Origin of the sequence: Paracoccus stylophorae, assembly GCF_028553765.1 — a bacterium.
Lineage (GTDB): Bacteria > Pseudomonadota > Alphaproteobacteria > Rhodobacterales > Rhodobacteraceae > Paracoccus > Paracoccus stylophorae.
In genome coordinates this window covers 307269-324934 of record NZ_CP067134.1, presented here as the reverse complement: position 1 = coordinate 324934, position 17666 = coordinate 307269, and the positions used below count along the sequence as shown (strand labels likewise).

Annotated in this window: 12 protein-coding genes and 1 riboswitch; of the genes, 4 read left to right on the top strand and 8 right to left on the bottom strand. The window is 68.2% G+C overall.

The genetic code is table 11. From position 1 onward, the window contains the following. Window positions 1–9 precede the first annotated feature (9 nt). The 4 genes from pstC to mutS form a co-directional block, all read right to left on the bottom strand. Window positions 10–1188, bottom strand: a complete 1179-nt coding sequence (gene pstC, locus JHW45_RS01560) for a phosphate ABC transporter permease subunit PstC (RefSeq protein WP_272859216.1) — start codon at window positions 1186–1188, stop codon at window positions 10–12. Window positions 1189–1231: 43 nt separating this feature from the next. Continuing rightward, on the bottom strand, window positions 1232–2266 hold the full coding sequence (locus JHW45_RS01555; RefSeq protein ID WP_272859215.1) for a substrate-binding domain-containing protein: 1035 nt from the start codon (window positions 2264–2266) through the stop codon (window positions 1232–1234). 130 nt (window positions 2267–2396) lie between these two features. Continuing rightward, window positions 2397–3497 carry a chorismate synthase gene (aroC, locus tag JHW45_RS01550; RefSeq protein WP_272859214.1) on the bottom strand — a complete coding sequence of 367 codons (1101 nt, stop codon included), beginning with the start codon at window positions 3495–3497 and terminating at the stop codon, window positions 2397–2399. After that, the gene (gene mutS, locus JHW45_RS01545) at window positions 3494–6121 is read right to left on the bottom strand and encodes a DNA mismatch repair protein MutS (RefSeq protein WP_272859213.1); all 2628 of its coding nucleotides are present in this window, start codon (window positions 6119–6121) and stop codon (window positions 3494–3496) included. Before mutS ends, aroC begins: the two co-directional genes overlap by 4 nt. Window positions 6122–6188: 67 nt before the next feature. After that, a riboswitch (TPP riboswitch) is annotated at window positions 6189–6287 on the top strand. Window positions 6288–6319: 32 nt separating this feature from the next. Here mutS and JHW45_RS01540 point away from each other — a divergent pair. From JHW45_RS01540 to JHW45_RS01530, 3 genes are read left to right on the top strand one after another with little or no spacing between them, the layout of a single operon-like run. After that, a complete protein-coding gene (locus tag JHW45_RS01540) occupies window positions 6320–7303 on the top strand; it encodes a thiamine ABC transporter substrate-binding protein (protein ID WP_272859212.1) in 984 nt (327 codons plus the stop codon). Next, a complete protein-coding gene (locus tag JHW45_RS01535; protein ID WP_272859211.1) occupies window positions 7279–8823 on the top strand; it encodes a thiamine/thiamine pyrophosphate ABC transporter permease ThiP in 1545 nt (514 codons plus the stop codon). The genes JHW45_RS01540 and JHW45_RS01535 overlap by 25 nt, the downstream gene beginning before the upstream one ends. After that, window positions 8816–9508, top strand: a complete 693-nt coding sequence (locus tag JHW45_RS01530; RefSeq protein WP_272859210.1) for a thiamine ABC transporter ATP-binding protein — start codon at window positions 8816–8818, stop codon at window positions 9506–9508. The genes JHW45_RS01535 and JHW45_RS01530 overlap by 8 nt, the downstream gene beginning before the upstream one ends. Window positions 9509–9595: 87 nt before the next feature. Here JHW45_RS01530 and JHW45_RS01525 read toward each other — a convergent pair whose 3' ends face one another. Both JHW45_RS01525 and JHW45_RS01520 read right to left on the bottom strand, forming a co-directional pair. Beyond that, a complete protein-coding gene (locus tag JHW45_RS01525) occupies window positions 9596–10261 on the bottom strand; it encodes an ABC transporter ATP-binding protein (protein WP_272859209.1) in 666 nt (221 codons plus the stop codon). Then, window positions 10258–11733 (bottom strand): KpsE/RkpR family capsule polysaccharide export protein, encoded by a 1476-nt coding sequence (locus JHW45_RS01520; protein ID WP_272859208.1) that lies wholly within the window; start codon window positions 11731–11733, stop codon window positions 10258–10260. Before JHW45_RS01520 ends, JHW45_RS01525 begins: the two co-directional genes overlap by 4 nt. Window positions 11734–11856: 123 nt before the next feature. Between JHW45_RS01520 and JHW45_RS01515 the strand changes: the two genes are divergently transcribed. Beyond that, entirely contained in the window at window positions 11857–12678 is an 822-nt protein-coding gene (locus JHW45_RS01515) for an ABC transporter permease (RefSeq protein WP_272859207.1), read from the top strand. Window positions 12679–12702: 24 nt separating this feature from the next. Here JHW45_RS01515 and JHW45_RS01510 read toward each other — a convergent pair whose 3' ends face one another. Next, a complete protein-coding gene (locus tag JHW45_RS01510; protein ID WP_272859206.1) occupies window positions 12703–13761 on the bottom strand; it encodes a capsular polysaccharide export protein, LipB/KpsS family in 1059 nt (352 codons plus the stop codon). A 32-nt stretch (window positions 13762–13793) separates the two neighbouring features. Next, window positions 13794–17534: a glycosyltransferase gene (locus JHW45_RS01505; RefSeq protein WP_272859205.1), complete on the bottom strand. Its 3741-nt coding sequence runs from the start codon at window positions 17532–17534 to the stop codon at window positions 13794–13796. Window positions 17535–17666: the final 132 nt, after the last annotated feature.

Below are 17666 nucleotides of genomic sequence, written 5' to 3'. Positions count from 1 at the left end.
GCAGGTCGGTCATTCATATTGCTCGCGATAGGTGCGCACGATCCACAGCGCCACGACGTTCAGCGCCAGCGTGATCGCGAACAGCGTCAGGCCAAGGCCGAAGGCCACCAGCGTCTCGGGCGCGGCGAAATCGCCGTCGCCGGTCAGTTGGCTGACGATCTTGACGGTGATGGTGGTCATCGCCTCGAACGGGTTCAGGCTCAGCCTTGCTGCGGCCCCCGCGCCCAAAACGACGATCATCGTCTCGCCGATGGCGCGGCTGGCGGCCAGCAGCACGGCGCCGACGATGCCGGGCAGCGCGGCGGGCAGCACGACCTGCCGGATCGTCTCGGACCGGGTCGATCCAAGCGCCAGCGCGCCGTCGCGCAGGGACTGCGGCACAGCGTTGATGATGTCGTCGGACAGCGAGCTGACGAACGGAATCAGCATGATCCCCATGACCAGCCCGGCGGTCAGCACCGACGACCCGGAATTGCCCAGCCCCATCGGCTGCGCAAGATAATCGCGCAAAAGCGGCCCGACCACCATCAGCGCGAACAGCCCATAGACGATGGTCGGGATGCCGGCCAGCATCTCGATGGCGGGCTTGGCGACGGCCCGCAGCCGCGACGAAGCGTATTCGGCCATGTAAATCGCCGCCAGCAGGCCGGTGGGGACCGCGACCAGCAGCGCGATCAGGCTGATATACAGCGTCCCCCACAGCAGCGGCAGGATGCCCAACCGGCTGTCGCCCTGAAAACGCGGGCTCCATTCCGTGCCGAAGAAGAACCGCGGCCACGGATATTGCCGAAAGAACTGGCCGGTTTCGAACAGCATCGACAGGACGATCCCGATTGTGGTCAGGATCGCAACGGTCGAACACAGGATCAGAACGCCCATCGCCATCCGTTCGACCATATGGCGCGCCCGCAGGTCGGGGCCGATGCGGCGCAGGGCGCAGCCCAGCCCCGCCAGCGCCGCGACGATTGCGACCGAACCGGCGACGGCCGCGCCCGCCCGCAAAGCCGCCGCCAGCGCCAGCACCGCCAGCGCGGGCAGCAGCGTCAGCAGCGCCACGCGGATGCCGTGATGCACCGGCCGGCTGTGCCAGCGCCGGTCCGCCCGGCCCGCCGCCGCGCGGACGCGCCCCAGCCGATACCCGGCCACGGCCAGCGCCAGACAGACAGCAAACGCCCAGCTTATCGGCATGAGGATCTCCTTTGCGACAGGGGATCGGAACGGAACCGTCCGCTCAGGGCATCTCGATCACGGTGCCGTCGGCCACGGCGCTTTGGGTCGCGGCCAGATCCGGGTCCGACACCAGCCCATAGGCCGCCAGCGGCCCGTCCGGCCCCGCAAGCTGGTCCGAGACGAAGAATTGCGCGTATTCCGCCAGCCCCGGAACCATGCCGATATGCTGCGCCTTGAGATAGAAATACAGCGGCCGCGACACCGGATATTCGCCCGAGGCGATGGTCTGGGTCGAGGGGGTGACCCCCGACATCGTGCCCACCTTCAGCTTGTCGCGGTTGTTTTCCAGAAAGGACAGGCCGAACACGCCGATCCCGTGCGGCGCGCTGTCGATCCGGGCCAGCGTCTCGGTGTAGTCGCCGTCGATATCCACCGCCACCCCGTCGCTGCGCAGGCGCATGCAGGCTTGCCGGGCCTGGTCCGCGTCGCCCAGATCGGCCGCGAAGACCTGCATCGCGCCCGAGTCCTCGCAGCCCGCCAGCATCACCTTTTCCTCGAACACCTCGCGGGTGCCGTGCTTGGTGCCCGGAACGAAGGCCAGGATCGGCTGGTCGGGCAGATCGGGGTTCACCTGCGCCCAGTCTGTGGCGGTGTTCTCCACGATCCGGCCATCCTTCACCACCCTGGCCGCCAGCGCGTTGAACCAGTCGGCCGGGGTATAGGCGAAATCCGGGCCAGAGACGGCGTTGGCAAAGACGATCCCGTCAAAGCCGATGCGCACCTCGACGATGCGGGTCACGCCCTGCGCCTTGCAGGCCTGTTTCTCGCTGTCCTTGATCGGGCGGCTGGCATTGGCGATGTCGATGCTGTTTTCGCCCACTCCGTCGCAGAACCGTTTCAGCCCGGCGGACGAGCCGCCCGATTCCACCACCGGCGTGGGAAAATCGGTGTTCTCGCCGAACGCCTCGGCGACGATGGTGGCATAGGGCAGCACGGTGGACGATCCGGCGATCTGGATCTGGTCGCGCGCGGCGGCGGCGCTGGCCGACAGGGCAATGATGGCAACAGCCGGGGCGGCAAGGGTGACGCGGGTCATGGAATTCCTCTTGGTAGGTCGGTCCCCGCAACGGGGGCTGACCGTGACCTAGACAGGACACATGACGGCGATGCGACACTTGCGTGACGTTTTCGTGACAGGGGACGGCAACGCGCCCTTCGCCGCACCGTTACCCGATGGTGCCGCGCGTCCCGCCGGTCTGGGCGCGATCCATCAGCAGGTGATCCAGCACCACGCAGGCGGCCATCGCCTCGGCCACCGGGACGGCGCGGATGCCCACGCAGGGATCGTGGCGGCCCTTGGTGATCAATTCGATCTCCCTGCCCTGCCGGTCGATGGTGCGGCGCGGCGTGGTGATCGAACTGGTCGGCTTGACCGCAAAGCGGACCAGGATGGGCTGGCCGGTGCTGATTCCGCCCAGGATGCCCCCCGCATGGTTGGACAGGAATCGCGGCCCGTCCGGACCCATGCGGATCTCGTCGGCGTTGTCGGTGCCGGTCAGCGCGGCGGCCCCCATCCCCTCGCCGATCTCGACCCCCTTCACGGCGTTGATCGACATCATCGCGGCGGCCAGATCGGTGTCCAGCTTGGCATAGACCGGCGCGCCAAGGCCGGGCGGACACCCCTCGATCAGCACCTCGATCGCGGCGCCGACGCTGTCCTGCGCCTTGCGGATGCCGTCCAGATAATCGGCCCATGCCCCGACCGCCGTCGCGTCGGGCAGAAAGAACGGATTGTCGGGAATCGCGGCCGCATCGAAGGCCGTCCGGTCCAGATGCATCCCGCCCATCTGCACCATATAGCCGGTGATGCGCAGACCCGGCACCAGATGCGCCAGCACCGCCTGCGCCACGCCGCCCGCCGCGACCCGCGCGGCGGTTTCGCGGGCCGAGGATCGCCCGCCGCCGCGCGGGTCGCGCAGCCCGTATTTCAGGTGATAGGTGATGTCGGCATGGCCGGGGCGGAACGCCTGCGCGATCTCTCCGTAATCCTTGCTGCGCTGGTCGGTGTTCTCGATCATCAGCTGGATCGGCGTGCCGGTCGTGCGCCCCTCGAACACGCCCGACAGGATGCGGACGCGGTCGGGTTCGCGGCGCTGCGTGGTGTGCTTGCTGGTGCCGGGGCGGCGCCGGTCCAGAAAGGTCTGGATGAACCCTTCCTCCAGTGCGACCCCCGGCGGCACGCCGTCGACGGTCGCGCCAAGCGCGGGGCCGTGGCTTTCGCCCCAGGTGGTGAAGCGGAATTCGCGACCGAATGTGTTGACGCTCATGGCTGTTCTCCGCTGAGGGCTTTCAGTTCATAGATCAGGTCCAGCGCCTGCCGCGGGGACAGCGTGTCGGGATGCACGTCCTTCATCCGCGCGTCCAGCCTGCCCGACGCTGCGGACCGGGCGGGCGCGGGCGGCGCGGCACGGAACAGCGGCAGATCGTCGATCAGCGCGGCGGGACGCGCCGCCCCCTCGCGTTCGCCCGATTCCAGCGCGTCCAGCACCTCGCGCGCGCGGTCCACGACCGATGCGGGCAAGCCTGCCAGCCGCGCCACCTGCACGCCATAGGACCGGTCGGCCGCGCCCTTGCGCACCTCGTGCAGGAAGATCACGTCGCCTTCCCATTCGCGCACCGCGACGGTGGCGTTTTCCACCCCGTCCAGCCGCGCGGTCAGCGCCGTCATCTCGTGGTAATGGGTCGCAAACAGCGCCCGGCAGCGGTTGACCGCGTGCAGATGTTCCATCACCGCCCAGGCGATGGACAGCCCGTCCCAGGTCGCCGTGCCGCGTCCGATCTCGTCCAGGATGACCAGCGCATGATCGTCGGCCTGATTGAGGATCGCGGCGGTCTCGACCATCTCGACCATGAAGGTCGACCGCCCCCGCGCCAGATCGTCGGCGGCACCCACCCGGCTGAACAACTGGCTGACCATGCCGATATGGGCGCGCCGCGCGGGCACGAAGGCGCCGGCCTGCGCCAGCACGGCGATCAGCGCGTTCTGGCGCAGAAAGGTCGATTTGCCGGCCATGTTCGGCCCGGTCAGCAACCAGATCGCCGGCGTGTCGCCCGCGGTCAGGTCGCAATCATTGGCGACGAAGCTTTCAGCCTTGCGCTTCAGCGCGCGTTCCACCGCCGGGTGCCGCCCGCCCTCGACCTGAAAGGCGCGGCTGTCATCGACGCGCGGCCGGGTCCAGCCCTCGCCCGTGGCGATGTCGGCAAAGGCCGCAGCCAGGTCGATCTCTGCCAGCGCGCGCGCCGCCTGCCCGATGGCGGCGGCCCGGTCCAGCACCGCGGCGCGCAGCCGGGCAAAGATGTCGCGCTCGATCTCCAGCGCGCGGTCGCGGGCGTTCAGGATGCGGGTTTCCAGTTCGGACAGTTCGACCGTGGTAAAGCGGATCTGATTGGCGGTGGTCTGGCGGTGGATGAAGATATCCGACATCGCCCGCATCCGGTCGGCATGAATCGCCGTCGTCTCGATGAAATAGCCCAGCACGTTGTTGTGCCGGATCTTCAGGCTTTGCACGCCCGCCTTGGCGGCATATTCGGCCTGCATCCCGGCGATCACGCCCCGCCCCTCGTCGCGCAGGCGGCGGGTGCGGTCCAGATCGTCGTCGTACTCGGGCGCGACGAAACCGCCGTCGCGGGCCAGCAGGGGCGGCTCGGCCACCAGCGCGTCGTCCAGCAGCCGGATCAAGCCGTCATGGCCGGTCAGATCGCGCGCCGCATCGGCCAGCACCTGCGCCGCATCTTCGGGCAGGCGGTCCGCGATGGCCGCCCCCTGCGTCAGCCCGGCCCGGATCGCGGCCAGATCGCGCGGCCCGCCCCGATCCAGCGCCAGCCGCGACAGCGCACGATCTATGTCGGGCACCCGGCCCAGGGCCTCGCGCTGATCGGCGGCAAGGCGCGGATCGTCCACCAGCATCGCGACCGCGTCCTGCCGCGCGCGGATCAGCGACAGATCGCGGCCCGGCGCGCTGATGCGGCGTTCCAGCAGCCGCGCGCCCGCCGCCGTCACCGTCCGGTCGATGGCCGACAGCAGCGACCCGTCGCGCCCGCCCGACAGCGATTGCGTCAGTTCCAGGTTGCGGCGCGTGGCGGCGTCGATCTGCATCGCCGCACCGCTGCGTTCGCGCACCGGCGGGCGCAGCAGCGGCAACCTGCCCTTCTGCGTCATGTCCAGATAATCGACGATGGCGCCCATCGCGGACAACTCGGCCCGGCTGAAACTGCCGAACCCGTCCAGCGTCTCGACCCCGTAAAGCGCGCAAAGCCGCCGCGCCCCGCCGGCGCTGTCGAACGCACCGGCCACCAGATCGGTCAGCGCGGCACCCGCGTCGGCGGCCAGATCGTCCAGCCCCGCGCCCTGGGCTGCCAGCAACTCGCGCGGGGCCAGCCGGGCCAGTTCCGGCGCCAGACGCGGCAGCGGGCAGTCCATCACCTGAAACGCGCCGGTCGAGATGTCGACCCAGGCCAGCGCCGATTCCTCGCGCACGGTCGCGAAAGCGGCCAAAAAATTGTGCCGCCGCGCCTCCAGCAGCGATTCCTCGGTCAGCGTGCCGGGCGTCACCAGCCGCACCACATCGCGCGCCACAACCGATTTGCTGCCACGTTTCTTCGCCTCGGCCGGGTCCTCCATCTGTTCGGCGATGGCCACGCGAAACCCCTTGCGGATCAGCGTCAGCAGATAGGATTCGGCGGCATGGACCGGCACCCCGCACATCGGGATCGGCTGCCCCTCATGCGTGCCGCGCCGGGTCAGCGCGATGTCCAGCGCGCTTGCCGCGGCCACGGCGTCGTCAAAGAACATCTCGTAGAAATCGCCCATGCGATAGAACAGCAGCGCGCCGGGATTGGCCTCCCGGATCGCCAGATACTGCGCCATCATCGGTGTGGGCTGATCGCTCATCCGCCTGCCTGCCTGTCTCTGCCAGCGGTTCTATCCGCTTGCGCCCGGCGGTGGAACCTCTACATTCGAACCCACCTCGGGGGGCCTTCATGGCTGAGACGCATCGTGCGGACCCGTTGAACCTGATCCGGTTGAACCCGGCGGAGGGAAGGTGACGCTGTCCTTTCTTTCGCAACCCTGGCAAAAGGAGGCACAGCGATGAGACTTGCCGTTCTGTCATTCGCCCTGCTGGCCGCGGCCCCCGCCGCCGCGCAGGACAGGCCCGTCCTGACCGTCTATGCCGGCGACTATATCGCCAGCGAATGGGGCCCCGGCCCCAGGATCGAAGAGGGGTTCGAGGCGTTCTGCGACTGCGACCTGCAATTCGTCACCGGCGACATCCTGCCCCGCATCCTGATGGAGGGCGAGCGGACCCGCGCCGACATCGTCTTCGGCCTGAACACCGACGTGACCGCGCGCGCCCGCGACTCGGGCCTGTTCGCCCCGCACGGCCAGGACACGTCCGATCTGTCGCTGCCGATCGACTGGACCGACGACATCTTCCTGCCCTATAACTGGGGCGAGACGGCGTTCGTCTATGACGAGACGCGGCTGGAAAACCCGCCCGCCAGCTTCGACGAGTTGCTGGATGCCCCCGACGATCTGAAGCTCGTGATCCAGGACCCGCGCGCCTCGATCTCGGGGCTGGCGCTGCTGCTGTGGGTCAAGGCGGTCTATGGCGATCAGGCCCCGCAGGCGTGGGAAAAGCTGGCGCCGAAGGTGCTGACCGTCACCAAGGGCTGGTCGGAATCCTATGGCATGTTCACCGATGGCGAGGCGGACATGGTGCTGTCCTACACCACCTCGCCCGCCTATCACATCGCCGCCGAAGACGACCTGACGAAGAAGGCCGCGATCTTTCCCGAAGGCCATTACTTCATGGCCGAACTGGCCGCGCAGGTGAAGGGCAGCGACCAGCCCGAACTGGCGCAGCAATTCATGGACTGGATCCTGACGCCCGATTTCCAGAAGACCATCCCTCTGGCCAACTGGTCGATGCCGGCCAAACTGCCGCGCGACGACTGGCCGCAGGTGATGCGCGATCTGCCGCGCCCCGACAAGACCCTGTTCTATGACGAGACCGAGGCCGAGGCGCTGCGTCAACCCGCGCTGGACGAATGGCTGCACGCCTTCACGCGCTGAGATCGGGGTTGGCCGGGCCGGCGGTCGCCGCCGGTCTGGCCGCGCTGATCCTTAGCACGCTGGCCGCCGTCGCATGGCAGGCGCAGGGCCTGTCGGGGCTGGGACCGTGGGACTGGCGCGCGGTGCGATTCACCATCTGGCAGGCGGCGCTGTCGGGGCTGCTGTCGGCGGTGCTGGCGATCCCGGTGGCGCGGGCGCTGGCGCGGCGGCGCTTTGTCGGGCGCGCGGCGCTGGTGACGCTGCTGGGCGCGCCCTTCATCCTGCCGGTGATCGTGGCGGTGATGGGGCTGATCGCGGTGTTCGGCCGCAACGGCGCCATCAACGATGCGCTGCGCGCCGCCGGCCTGCCGGAATTCATCATCTATGGCTGGCAGGGGGTGATCCTGGCGCATGTGTTCTTCAACCTGCCGCTGTCGGTCCGGCTGATCCTGCAAGGCTGGCAGGCGATCCCGGCGGAACGGTTCCGTCTGGCCGAAAGCCTGGGCTTTGGGCCGCGCGACGTGGCGCGGCATCTGGAACGCCCGATGCTGCGCGCGGTGCTGCCGGGCGTCTGGCTGGCGGTGTTTCTGGTCTGCCTGACCTCGTTCGCTGTGGCGCTGACGCTGGGCGGGGGGCCGTCGGCCACGACGGTGGAACTGGCGATCTATCAGGCGTTCCGGTTCGATTTCGACCTAGGCCGCGCCGCGACGCTGGGGCTGGTGCAGATCGGGCTGTGTGTGGCCGCAATGGTGCTGGCGCGCTGGATCAGCATTCCCGCCGCCTTCGGGGCCGGGCTTGATGCCGACCACCGCCCGCGCGCGCCGGGCGGCTGGCGCATCGGCACCGACATTCTGGCCATCGGGCTGGCGGCGCTGTTCCTGCTGTGGCCCATCCTCGCCGTGACCGCGCAGGGTCTGCCGCGCCTGCCGTCGCTGCCGCCCGATGTCTGGCGCGCGACGCTGCGGTCGGTGATCATGGCGCTGATCTCGGCGGGGCTGGCGCTGGCGATGTGCCTGACGCTGGCGCTGTCCATCGCGCGCGGGCGCGCGGGCTGGATCGAGGCGGCAGGGATGCTGCCCATCGTCGCCTCGCCGCTGGTTCTGGGAACGGGGCTGTTCATCCTGCTGCGCGGCTGGTTTTCGCCCGATGCGCTGGCGCTGCCGGTGACGGTGGCGATCAACGCCATCATGGCCCTGCCCTTCGGGCTGCGCGCGCTGATCCCGGCGGCGCAAAGCCTGGGCGACGATTACGGGCGGCTGGCCGATTCGCTGGATCTGCGCGGACTGGCGCGGCTGCGGCTGCTGATCCTGCCCCGGCTGGCGCGACCCCTGGGCTTTGCCGGCGGGCTGGCGGCGGCGCTGGCGATGGGCGATCTGGGCGTGATCACGCTGTTTGCCACCAACAGCCCGACCCTGCCGCTGAAACTGTATCAGCTGATGGAATCCTATCGCATGGCCGACGCCTCGGCCTGCGCGGTGCTGCTGATGGCGATCAGCTTCGCGCTGTTCTGGCTGTTCGACCGAGGAGGCCGCCTTGCTTGAGTTCCGCGACACCGCCGTCACCCGCGGCGATTTCACCCTGCGCGCCGATCTGCGGGTCGGGCGCGGCCGGCGCGTCGCCGTCATCGGCGCCTCGGGGTCGGGCAAATCGACGCTGCTGGCGCTGGTCGGCGGCTTTCTTCGGCCCGATACCGGCCGGGTGCTGTGGGACGGGCAGGACATCACCGACCTGCCGCCGGGCCGGCGGCCGGTCTCGGTGCTGTTTCAGGACCAGAACCTGTTTCCGCATCTGACGGTGGGCCAGAATGTCGGGCTGGGGCTGCGCCCCGATCTGCGGCTCAGCGATGCGCAGCGGTCCCGCGTCGCACAGGCGCTTGAGGATGTGGGCCTGACCGGCATGGACACGCGCCGCCCCGCCACCCTGTCGGGCGGTCAGCAAAGCCGGGTGGCGCTGGCGCGGGTGCTGCTGCGCGCGCGTCCGCTGCTGCTGCTGGACGAACCTTTCGCCGCACTTGGCCCGGCCCTGAAATCCGAGATGCTGGATCTGCTGGCGCGCATCGTCGCCGACACCGACGCGACCGTGCTGATGGTCACCCACGACCCCCACGACGCGCGCGCCTTCGCGCCCAAGACGATCCTGATCGAGGACGGGCGCGCCCATCCGCCGGTGCCCACCGGCCCGCTGCTGGACGATCCGCCGCCGGGGCTGCGCGCCTATCTGGGCTGATCGCGCCCCCGCCGGCAGGTCCCACGCGGCCAGCGCCCTGGCGGCATACATGAACAGCATTCCGCCGCATCTGCGGCAAGCCGCGCGTTATCTCGCACGGCGGCGCATGTTCTCAAGATGCTGTTCGATCGCATCCTCGATATCGTGGTAATAGCTTAGCCGGCCATCCTCCAGCACCGCGCCCGCCTGACATGTCTTGCGCAGCATTCCCATCGAATGCGACACGACGATGGCGCCCGATTTCGCCATCCGTTCGTTGAAGACCCGGTTCGACTTGGACTTGAACGCCGCATCGCCCACCGCCGACACCTCGTCCACCAGATAGGTGTCGAACGGCACCGCCATCGACACGCCAAACGCCAGCCGCGCCTTCATCCCCGACGAATAGGTGCGGATCGGCAGCTGGAAATGATCGCCCAGTTCGGCGAAATCCTTGACGAAGGCCACCATCTCGTCGGTGTCGATGCCATAGACCCGCGCCAGAAAGCGGCAATTCTGTTCGCCCGACAATTCGCGGTGGAACGACCCGGCGAATCCGACCGGCCAGCTGATCGTGCCGTCCGACAAAATCTCGCCCGAGGTCGGCAGCATCTCGCCCGAGATCATCTTCAGCAGCGACGATTTCCCCGCCCCGTTGCGCCCCAGCAACGCGACCGACACCCCGGTCGGAAAGACCGCCGTGATGTCGCGGGCAACGGTCTTGCGTCGCCCCTCCAGCACATAGGTCTTGGTCAGATTCTGCAGCCTGATCAACGCCGGTCCCTGAGGCTGTAGAAGATCAGAACGCCGATGATCCACAGAATCAGCAGGAAGCCCGACATGATCAGCAACAGCTTGCCGCGTTCGGGATATTTCGATTCCTGCGCCAGCGTCGGCTTGACATAGGCCGCAAGATAGCGCGACTGCCGCGACGCCTCGGCCCGCGCGGTGTCATAGGTCGCCAGCGCCGCGGTATAGCTGCGTTCGGCGAATTCACGATCGACCGTCAGCGATTCGAACTGCCCCACCACCTCTGACAGCGCCTCGCCGGTGGCGGTTTCCGACCCGAATTTCTGCCGCTCCTCGTCGATCTGGTCGCGGATGATGCCGATGCGCAGCTCGGCCTGCTCGATCCGCGGATCGCCGGGCTGGGCGTTGGCGCGCAGCAGCCCAAGCTGGACCAGCGCCTCGGCCAGCTGCTGTTGCAGCGACGTGACCACGCCCACCTGCCCCTGCACGTCGGCGGACGGATCGACCAGCTGATGCCGGTTGCGGAACGCCATCATGTCCTGCCGCGCCGCCTTCAGCCGGGCCAGCGCCTCGGCCAGATCGTCGCGCGCATATCGCAGCGCATCCTCGCGCGCGATATCGTTCAGCTCGTTGATCATCCGCGTGCTTTCGTCGAAGATCGCCTGGGTGATGGCGCGCGCGTCCTGCGGATCGAAGGCCAGAACGCGCAGATCGATCATGCCGTCGTCGTAATAGATGCGGACCTTGCGTTCCCACTCGCTCAGCAGGTCTTCCAGCGATTCGTTGCCGGTATAGCCGAAGATCGGATCGCCCGGCGCCTTCGACCAGATCCGGCGCAGGTCAAGCCGCTCGTCCACACGCTCGACCAGGTCGTGGCTCTGGATGAACTTGTAAAGAATGTCGGTATCGGTGCTGGAATTGCTGGTCATGCCCACCAGCGAGGTCAGGCCGCCCAGCAATTCGCTGGTGCCGGCCCCGGTCTCGCTGCGCACCGAGAATCCCAGATAGGATGCGTATTGATCGACGGCGCGCGCCCACAGATACCATCCCGACGCCGCGACCGGCGCCACGACGACCAGCAGAAAGCTGAGCATCAGGGCGACATGCCGGCGGCGCAGCCTGGCCTTGCCGGCGGTCGGGCGCACCGGCGGCTGGGGCGCGTTGCGGCGCGGCTTGGGCCGGCCGCCCTTGCCCTTGCCCGGACCTTTGCCCGGTCCCTTGGCCGCACCCTTGCCCGGCCCGGCACCGCCCGCAGGAAGGGCCGCGTCGCCTTCGGGCGTCGCCTCGGCCGGTTGCGCGCGCGCCGCCTGGCCGGCCTCGCCGGTCCCGGCGTCCTTGCGATCTGCGGACGCCGCCCGACCCTCGCCGCCCGCAGGCTGCGCCGCCGCCTCCGCCGCCTCCGGCTGGATCAGCGCCGGGCGGCGCGGTCCCTGCACGGCGGCCGGTTCGTCCTGATCCGGGGCCAGGGGTTTCGAGACGTTCTTCTGGGCGGTCATGCGCGCGGATACCCGAGGTGAGAGTTGATCTTCTGGCGCTTGTCATACATAAGCGCGGCGGATGGTGCCAGCACCGATCCCTGACAAGATCGTGGTTCCCCGCATCCACGCCGGACAGACGACATGACCGATTCTCCCCATCCCCCGATGAACCCCGCGCTGCGCCCGGTGCACAAGCAGCGCAGCTTTGCCAGCCTGCGCGCCATCTCGGCGCTGGTGCTGCGCGAGATGGCGACGACCAACGGCCGCTCGGCCAACGGATTTCTGTGGGCCATCGCCGAACCCGTGGGCGGCATCATCCTTCTGACCGCGATCTTCTCGCTGGGGTTCCGGTCGCCCTCGGTCGGCACCAATTTCGCGATCTTCTATGCCACCGGGCTGGTGCCGTTCCTGTTCTATCTCAGCATTTCGGGCAAGACGGCCGCCGCGATCCAGTATTCCAAGCCGCTTCTGGCCTATCCGGCCGTCACCTTCATGGATGCGTTCCTGGCGCGCGCGTTCTTCAATCTGGTGACGCAGGTGATGGTCGCCTATCTGATCTTCACCGTCATCTATTTCACGCAGGAAACGCGCACCGATCCGCAGATCCTGGGCATCGTGCTGTCGCTGGCGATGGCGTTGGTCTTTGCGCTGGGGGTGGGGGCGATGAACTGCTTTCTGTTCACCGCCTTCCCGTGGTGGCAATTCGCGTGGGCGATCCTGAACCGGCCGCTGTTTCTGGTCTCGTGCATCTTCTTCATCTATGACGACGTGCCGCAGCCGTTCCAGTATTATTTGTGGTTCAACCCGCTGGTCCATGTGATCGGGCAGATGCGCAAATCCTTCTATCCGTCCTATGCCGGCGATTATGTCAGCCCGGCCTATGTGTTCGGGGTGGGATTCGTGCTGCTGGGCATCGGTCTGGCGTTTCTGACGCGCTATCACCGCGATCTGCTGAACAGCTGACGCCCGCCCGGGCCGCGCGCGCCCTCAGAACAGCCGTTTCTTGACCCGGTCCCAGATCGAATAGCCGTAAAGGCTCAGCCGCGCGGCGCGGCGCGAGACGGGGCCGGTCCGCCGCTCGATCTCGAACGCCTGGATCCGGCGCCGGATCGCCAGCGTGTCGTCGGCGCGCACGCAATAGGATGTCAGATACCAATACAGGAATTTCCGCCGCCATGCCGGGTCGGGCGGGGCCGGTGCGGCGACGGCTGCGGCAAGATCGCGCGCGCTGCGCACCTGCTGCACCGCCAGCCCGAAATCCGAACCGGCAAAGGCGATGACCGGCCGGCCGAACAGCAGCGCCTCGAACATGGCGCCCGAATTTGCGCCCACGACCAGTTCCGCATCCCGGATCAGATCGTGGATTGACGCGGTCGAGACGATCACATCGGGATCGCCGCGCAGCCTTTCCACCAGTTCCGCGATCCGGGGGCTGTGGCAGCGCGGATGCCGCTTGATCACGGTTTTCAGCCCGCGCTGGCGCGCCCCCGCGATGATCGTCTCCAGCGCCTGCGGCACGTCCAGCCACTGGGCCTGCGCGACCGAATCGTTCTGCATCTGCAACGGCACGAAGACATGGCGTTCGCCCAGCCCGCAGGGCTGCGACGGCGGCTGCGGGTATTTCGACTGGTTCGTGCGGCGCAGATCGGCGGCCAGCGCGTCCAGGAATGCCTGCGCCGCCGCGTCGTCCTGCCGGGCGATCTCGTCGCGGAAGCGGTCGGGAAACCGGCCCAGTTCGGAAAAGCAGGCATAGCCCATCCGGTCCATCGTGTAATAGGGCGGGACATAGGCTTCCTTGCAGCGCAGGACATTGCCCGCCTCGCCATGCGAATGAAAGCTGATGACAAGACTGCCGCAGGGGGCGCGGCGCGGCGCCCGGTCGGCCCCGCGCGGCAGCCAGATCGGATCGACCAGAACCCGCATCTCGGCCAGCGCGGCCAGCAGGCTGGCATAGAACTGCCGGTGCCGCGGCCCGTCATCGGGGTTGCGGAACCAGGCTTCGGGCACCTCAAGCGCGACGATCCGGCGTTTATGTCCGCCGGACAACCCCGGCTGCGCCGGGTGCGAGTGCTTGCGCGTCAGCTTCGTTCTCCCATCGGAAACAGCAGCCGCCCCACCGCGCGCGCGACCGGGTTTCTCAGGCTGCGGACAAAGCCCACCGGCTCGGCGTTCAGCCTCTCGGCCGCCGGCGCGCCGCCCTTCAGCCGCACGACCGGCCGCAGCACCGGCACCCAAAGCCGCAGGACGCGCCCCGGCCCCAGCATGTCGCCGTCGGAATAGGCCAGCCAGCGCAGCCGGGGATGCCGCCCCAGCCAGTGCGCGCGGGCAAAGCCCATCGGATCGTCGGTCAGCTCCTGCGCCAGATCGGCCCGGCCCCGCCTGCGATAGGCCATCGCCAGCAGCGGGATCGACGACCACAGCCGCCAGCCGAACGGCCCGAAATTGACGATCCCGCCTCTGGTCCCGGCGCGTCCGGCCCGGCGGCGGTTGGCATAGGCGCTTTCGACGATCTCGAACTCGGCCAGATGGACCGGGCAGTCGGGCGGGGCGGGGGCGCGGTCGGGGAACAGGTCTTCCCCCGCCTGCGCGAAATAATCGCGCGCGATCCGGGCATTGCCGGTGGCCGCGTCCGCCATCAGCCGGTCGGCGCGCGCCTGGTCCAGAAACCACGGTCCCGGCATCGGCAGATCGCGTTCGCGCCGCCATTGCGCCAGCCGGCTGACGGCCTCGTCGATGAAGGACAGATAGGCCTGCTTGCCCGCAAATGGCCGCTTGTTGAACTGCCGGATCAACTCGACATGCGCCGCCGACAGCTGCGCGTCGTTGCCTTGCTGTTGCGAGGGCGCGGGCAGCGCCGCGATCTGCGGCAGCCCCACGGTCTGCGCGAAATCCTCGACGATGTTCCAGCCCTCGCCGCGCCGGCGCAGATAGCGGCGCACATGGATCGCGTCGCGCGGCAGCCGGCTTTCCCATGCGCGGATCAGACGGTCGTAATCCAGCCATTTCCGCGTCCCGCGCTCGGCCAGCCAGGCGTTGAAGCTGGAGGACGTGGCATTGATCGCCCCGCCCGCCACGAACTCGGCATATTGCGAGTTGGCCCATTCGTCCTGCCGGCGCAGATAGACCACCATCTCGGTCGGGAAATCGTGGAAATACTCCGGCAGCGCCAGCGCCTTGTCGTTCAGAAAGAACGCCTCGGACGACAGCACGATGGTGTGGATGCGCCCCGGCATCAGCGCCAGCCCGGTCAGGATATGCTGGCGCAGGCGATCCTCGCCCGACGCCGCCGCCTCCATGAAGCGGGCGTGCCCGGCCTGCTTGTGCGGCCGGGCCGCCTGCCAGAACAGCCCGGTCTCGGGATACCAGATCCCCTCGCGCAGCAGCTGCGGGCGGTTCTCCTCCAGCAGATGTTGCAGATAGGTGCTGCCGGTCTTGGTCGATCCCAGATGCAGGATCAGCCGCGGCCGCTGCGACGCGGGCGCGACCGCCACCTCCGGCGGCCCGACACGGTCGTTGCGCGCATACAGGTTCAGCGCGCGTTGCAGATCGCGCGCCTCGCCGGTCTGCGGCTCTTCCAGCAACTCGGCATACAGCCGGTCCGCCGGCACCGGGATCAGCCCCAGCGCGGTCTCGACCAGATCCGCGCGCCCCGCCCGCGTCGCCGCCAGCAGCAGCCCATAGGCGCTGGCATGCAGATGCTGCTGCGACAGTTGCGACGGATCGCGGATCACATCGCGCGACCCGACCCCGGCGCGGCGCAGCGTCGCGGCCAGCCGGTCCAGGAACTCATCCGCCGCACCCTCGGCCCGCGCCGTCTTCCAGGCAAAGCCGAAATACAGGTAATGCAGGAATTGCGACACCTGAAACCGCGCCAGCCACCAATGCGGCGAGGCGGGATCGAACGCCCCGGCCTCGGCCAGCCGCCCGACCACCAGATCGAAATTCTGCAGCTGGTCGCGCACATCGCTCATGGTCTGGGCGCGGCGCACCGCCGATTCGGGCCGGATGCGATACACCACCCCGTCGCTGTCGCAGATCGAGATCACCGGATCGGCCAGATAGGCCTGCACCAGGAACGCCCGCTCTTCGCGATAGGCGGTCAGAAACCGGATCTGCCGGCGGTTCAGGAAATCGCGGCGATACAGCCAGTTCCAGAAATGCCGCGAATGGGCGATGGCATGATGGCGTTCCAGCGAGGTGGCGCGGATCTCGGCCGGGAAATAGGCTTCGGTGGCGTCGCGGCGCATCTGCAACACGCGGCCGTCCCGATCCTCGACCTGCTCGTGGCGCTTGCGAAAGCGGACCATGTCCGCGCCATCGGCATCGGCCATGCCGACCACCCGTTCCAGATGCGCCGGATCGGGCATGTAATCGTCGGGGTCGATGAACAGCACGTAACGCCCGCGCGCCATCTCGATCCCCTGGTTGCGCACGAAACCCGGACCCGCATTCTCGTCGCGCCGGATCAGGCGAAAGCGCGGATCGCGGTCGCAGAACCCCTGAACGATCCGGGCCGAACGGTCGGGGCTGACATCGTCGATGACAATGACCTCGAAATCGCTCAGCGTCTGCCGCTGGATCGACCCCAGACATTCCGAGACGAAGCGTTCCACCCCGTGCACCGGCACGATGATCGACACCTCGGGCACCGGCGCCGCCTCGGCCGGGATCGGCCGCACCGGGCGATGGGTTTCGATGAAATCCAGCACATCCTCGATCTGCGCGGGCACCTCGCCCTGCGGCAGATGATAGATCGTGTACCAGATATAGAAGGCGTGAAAGAACTCGGTCAGGTCGCGGCGGCGCCGGCGATGCGGCACATGCGCCCGGTCATCCGTCAGCCCCCACCCGGCATAGCAGGGCGCCCCGAAACACACGACCCGCTTGCCGGCCAGCAGCGCCTCCAGCCCCATGCCGCTGGTGCCGACATAGACCGTGTCCACCAGATCGAACATCTCGAACGGATTGACCGCATCGCGCACGATCCGCACCCGCCCCTGCGACGTCATGTGATCGAAATAGCCGCGCCGAGCCCCCCCCTTGACCCAGTTCAGGTCGGGATGCGTCTTGACCAGGATCTCGGCATCCGGATTTTCCGCGATGGCCGCGTCCAGCATGGCCTTGAAATCCGCCGCCCCCGCCCGGCCGTAAAAGTTCGAGGCGTCGGAAAAGTTCTGATCCACCACCAGAACCCGGCGCGCATGGTCGGGCGACACGTCAGGCCGGAAGAACGGCTGCGAATTGTATTTCGAGATTCGCGCCTCGACGATCCGCCGCATCGCCCGGTCGGCCCGCGCCCGCTCGGCCGGGCTCAGCACGGTCTCGCCGTTCAGCCGCTCATCCAGACGGGTTTCGTGATCGGACATGTAATACTGCGCCCGATCGTCAAAGACATAGCCCAGACAGGCCTGGTTCGGATCGCGCGACGCCTGCCCCTCGGACCAGCTCGTGGCCGAGGCCAGAAACCCCATCTCGAAAAACAGCACATCGTCATCGGGCCGCACATGCGGCAACAGCGCCCGGGTGCTGACATGCGATTTCGACAGATCGTCCATGACCGCGCCATACAGCAGCACCGGCGCATCGCCGTCGATCCCGTCCTCATCCACGGCGATCAGGTGGGGAAACAGGCGCGGCAGGTTGGCCGAAAACGAGGTCTGCAGATTGCGGCGCGCGAACCCGACCCGGTGCGGCAGCAGCCGCCGGGCCAGCAGATCCGCGCGAAAATCCTCGATATCGCGACGCGGGGAACGGCCCGGAAGATCAAGGAACTTCCGGTAAAGCCGCGATCCACCGAACTTCTGGTCGTGCTTCATCATCACCGCTCTGGCCGGGGACCGTCTGCCGCGCAAAGGGGCAGGACCCCCCGACCCGCCCGGATCGGGCCGCAATGCCGACGCTATAGGCGAAAAGTTAACGCGGCGATAGGCTGCTATGCCGACCCGCGATCC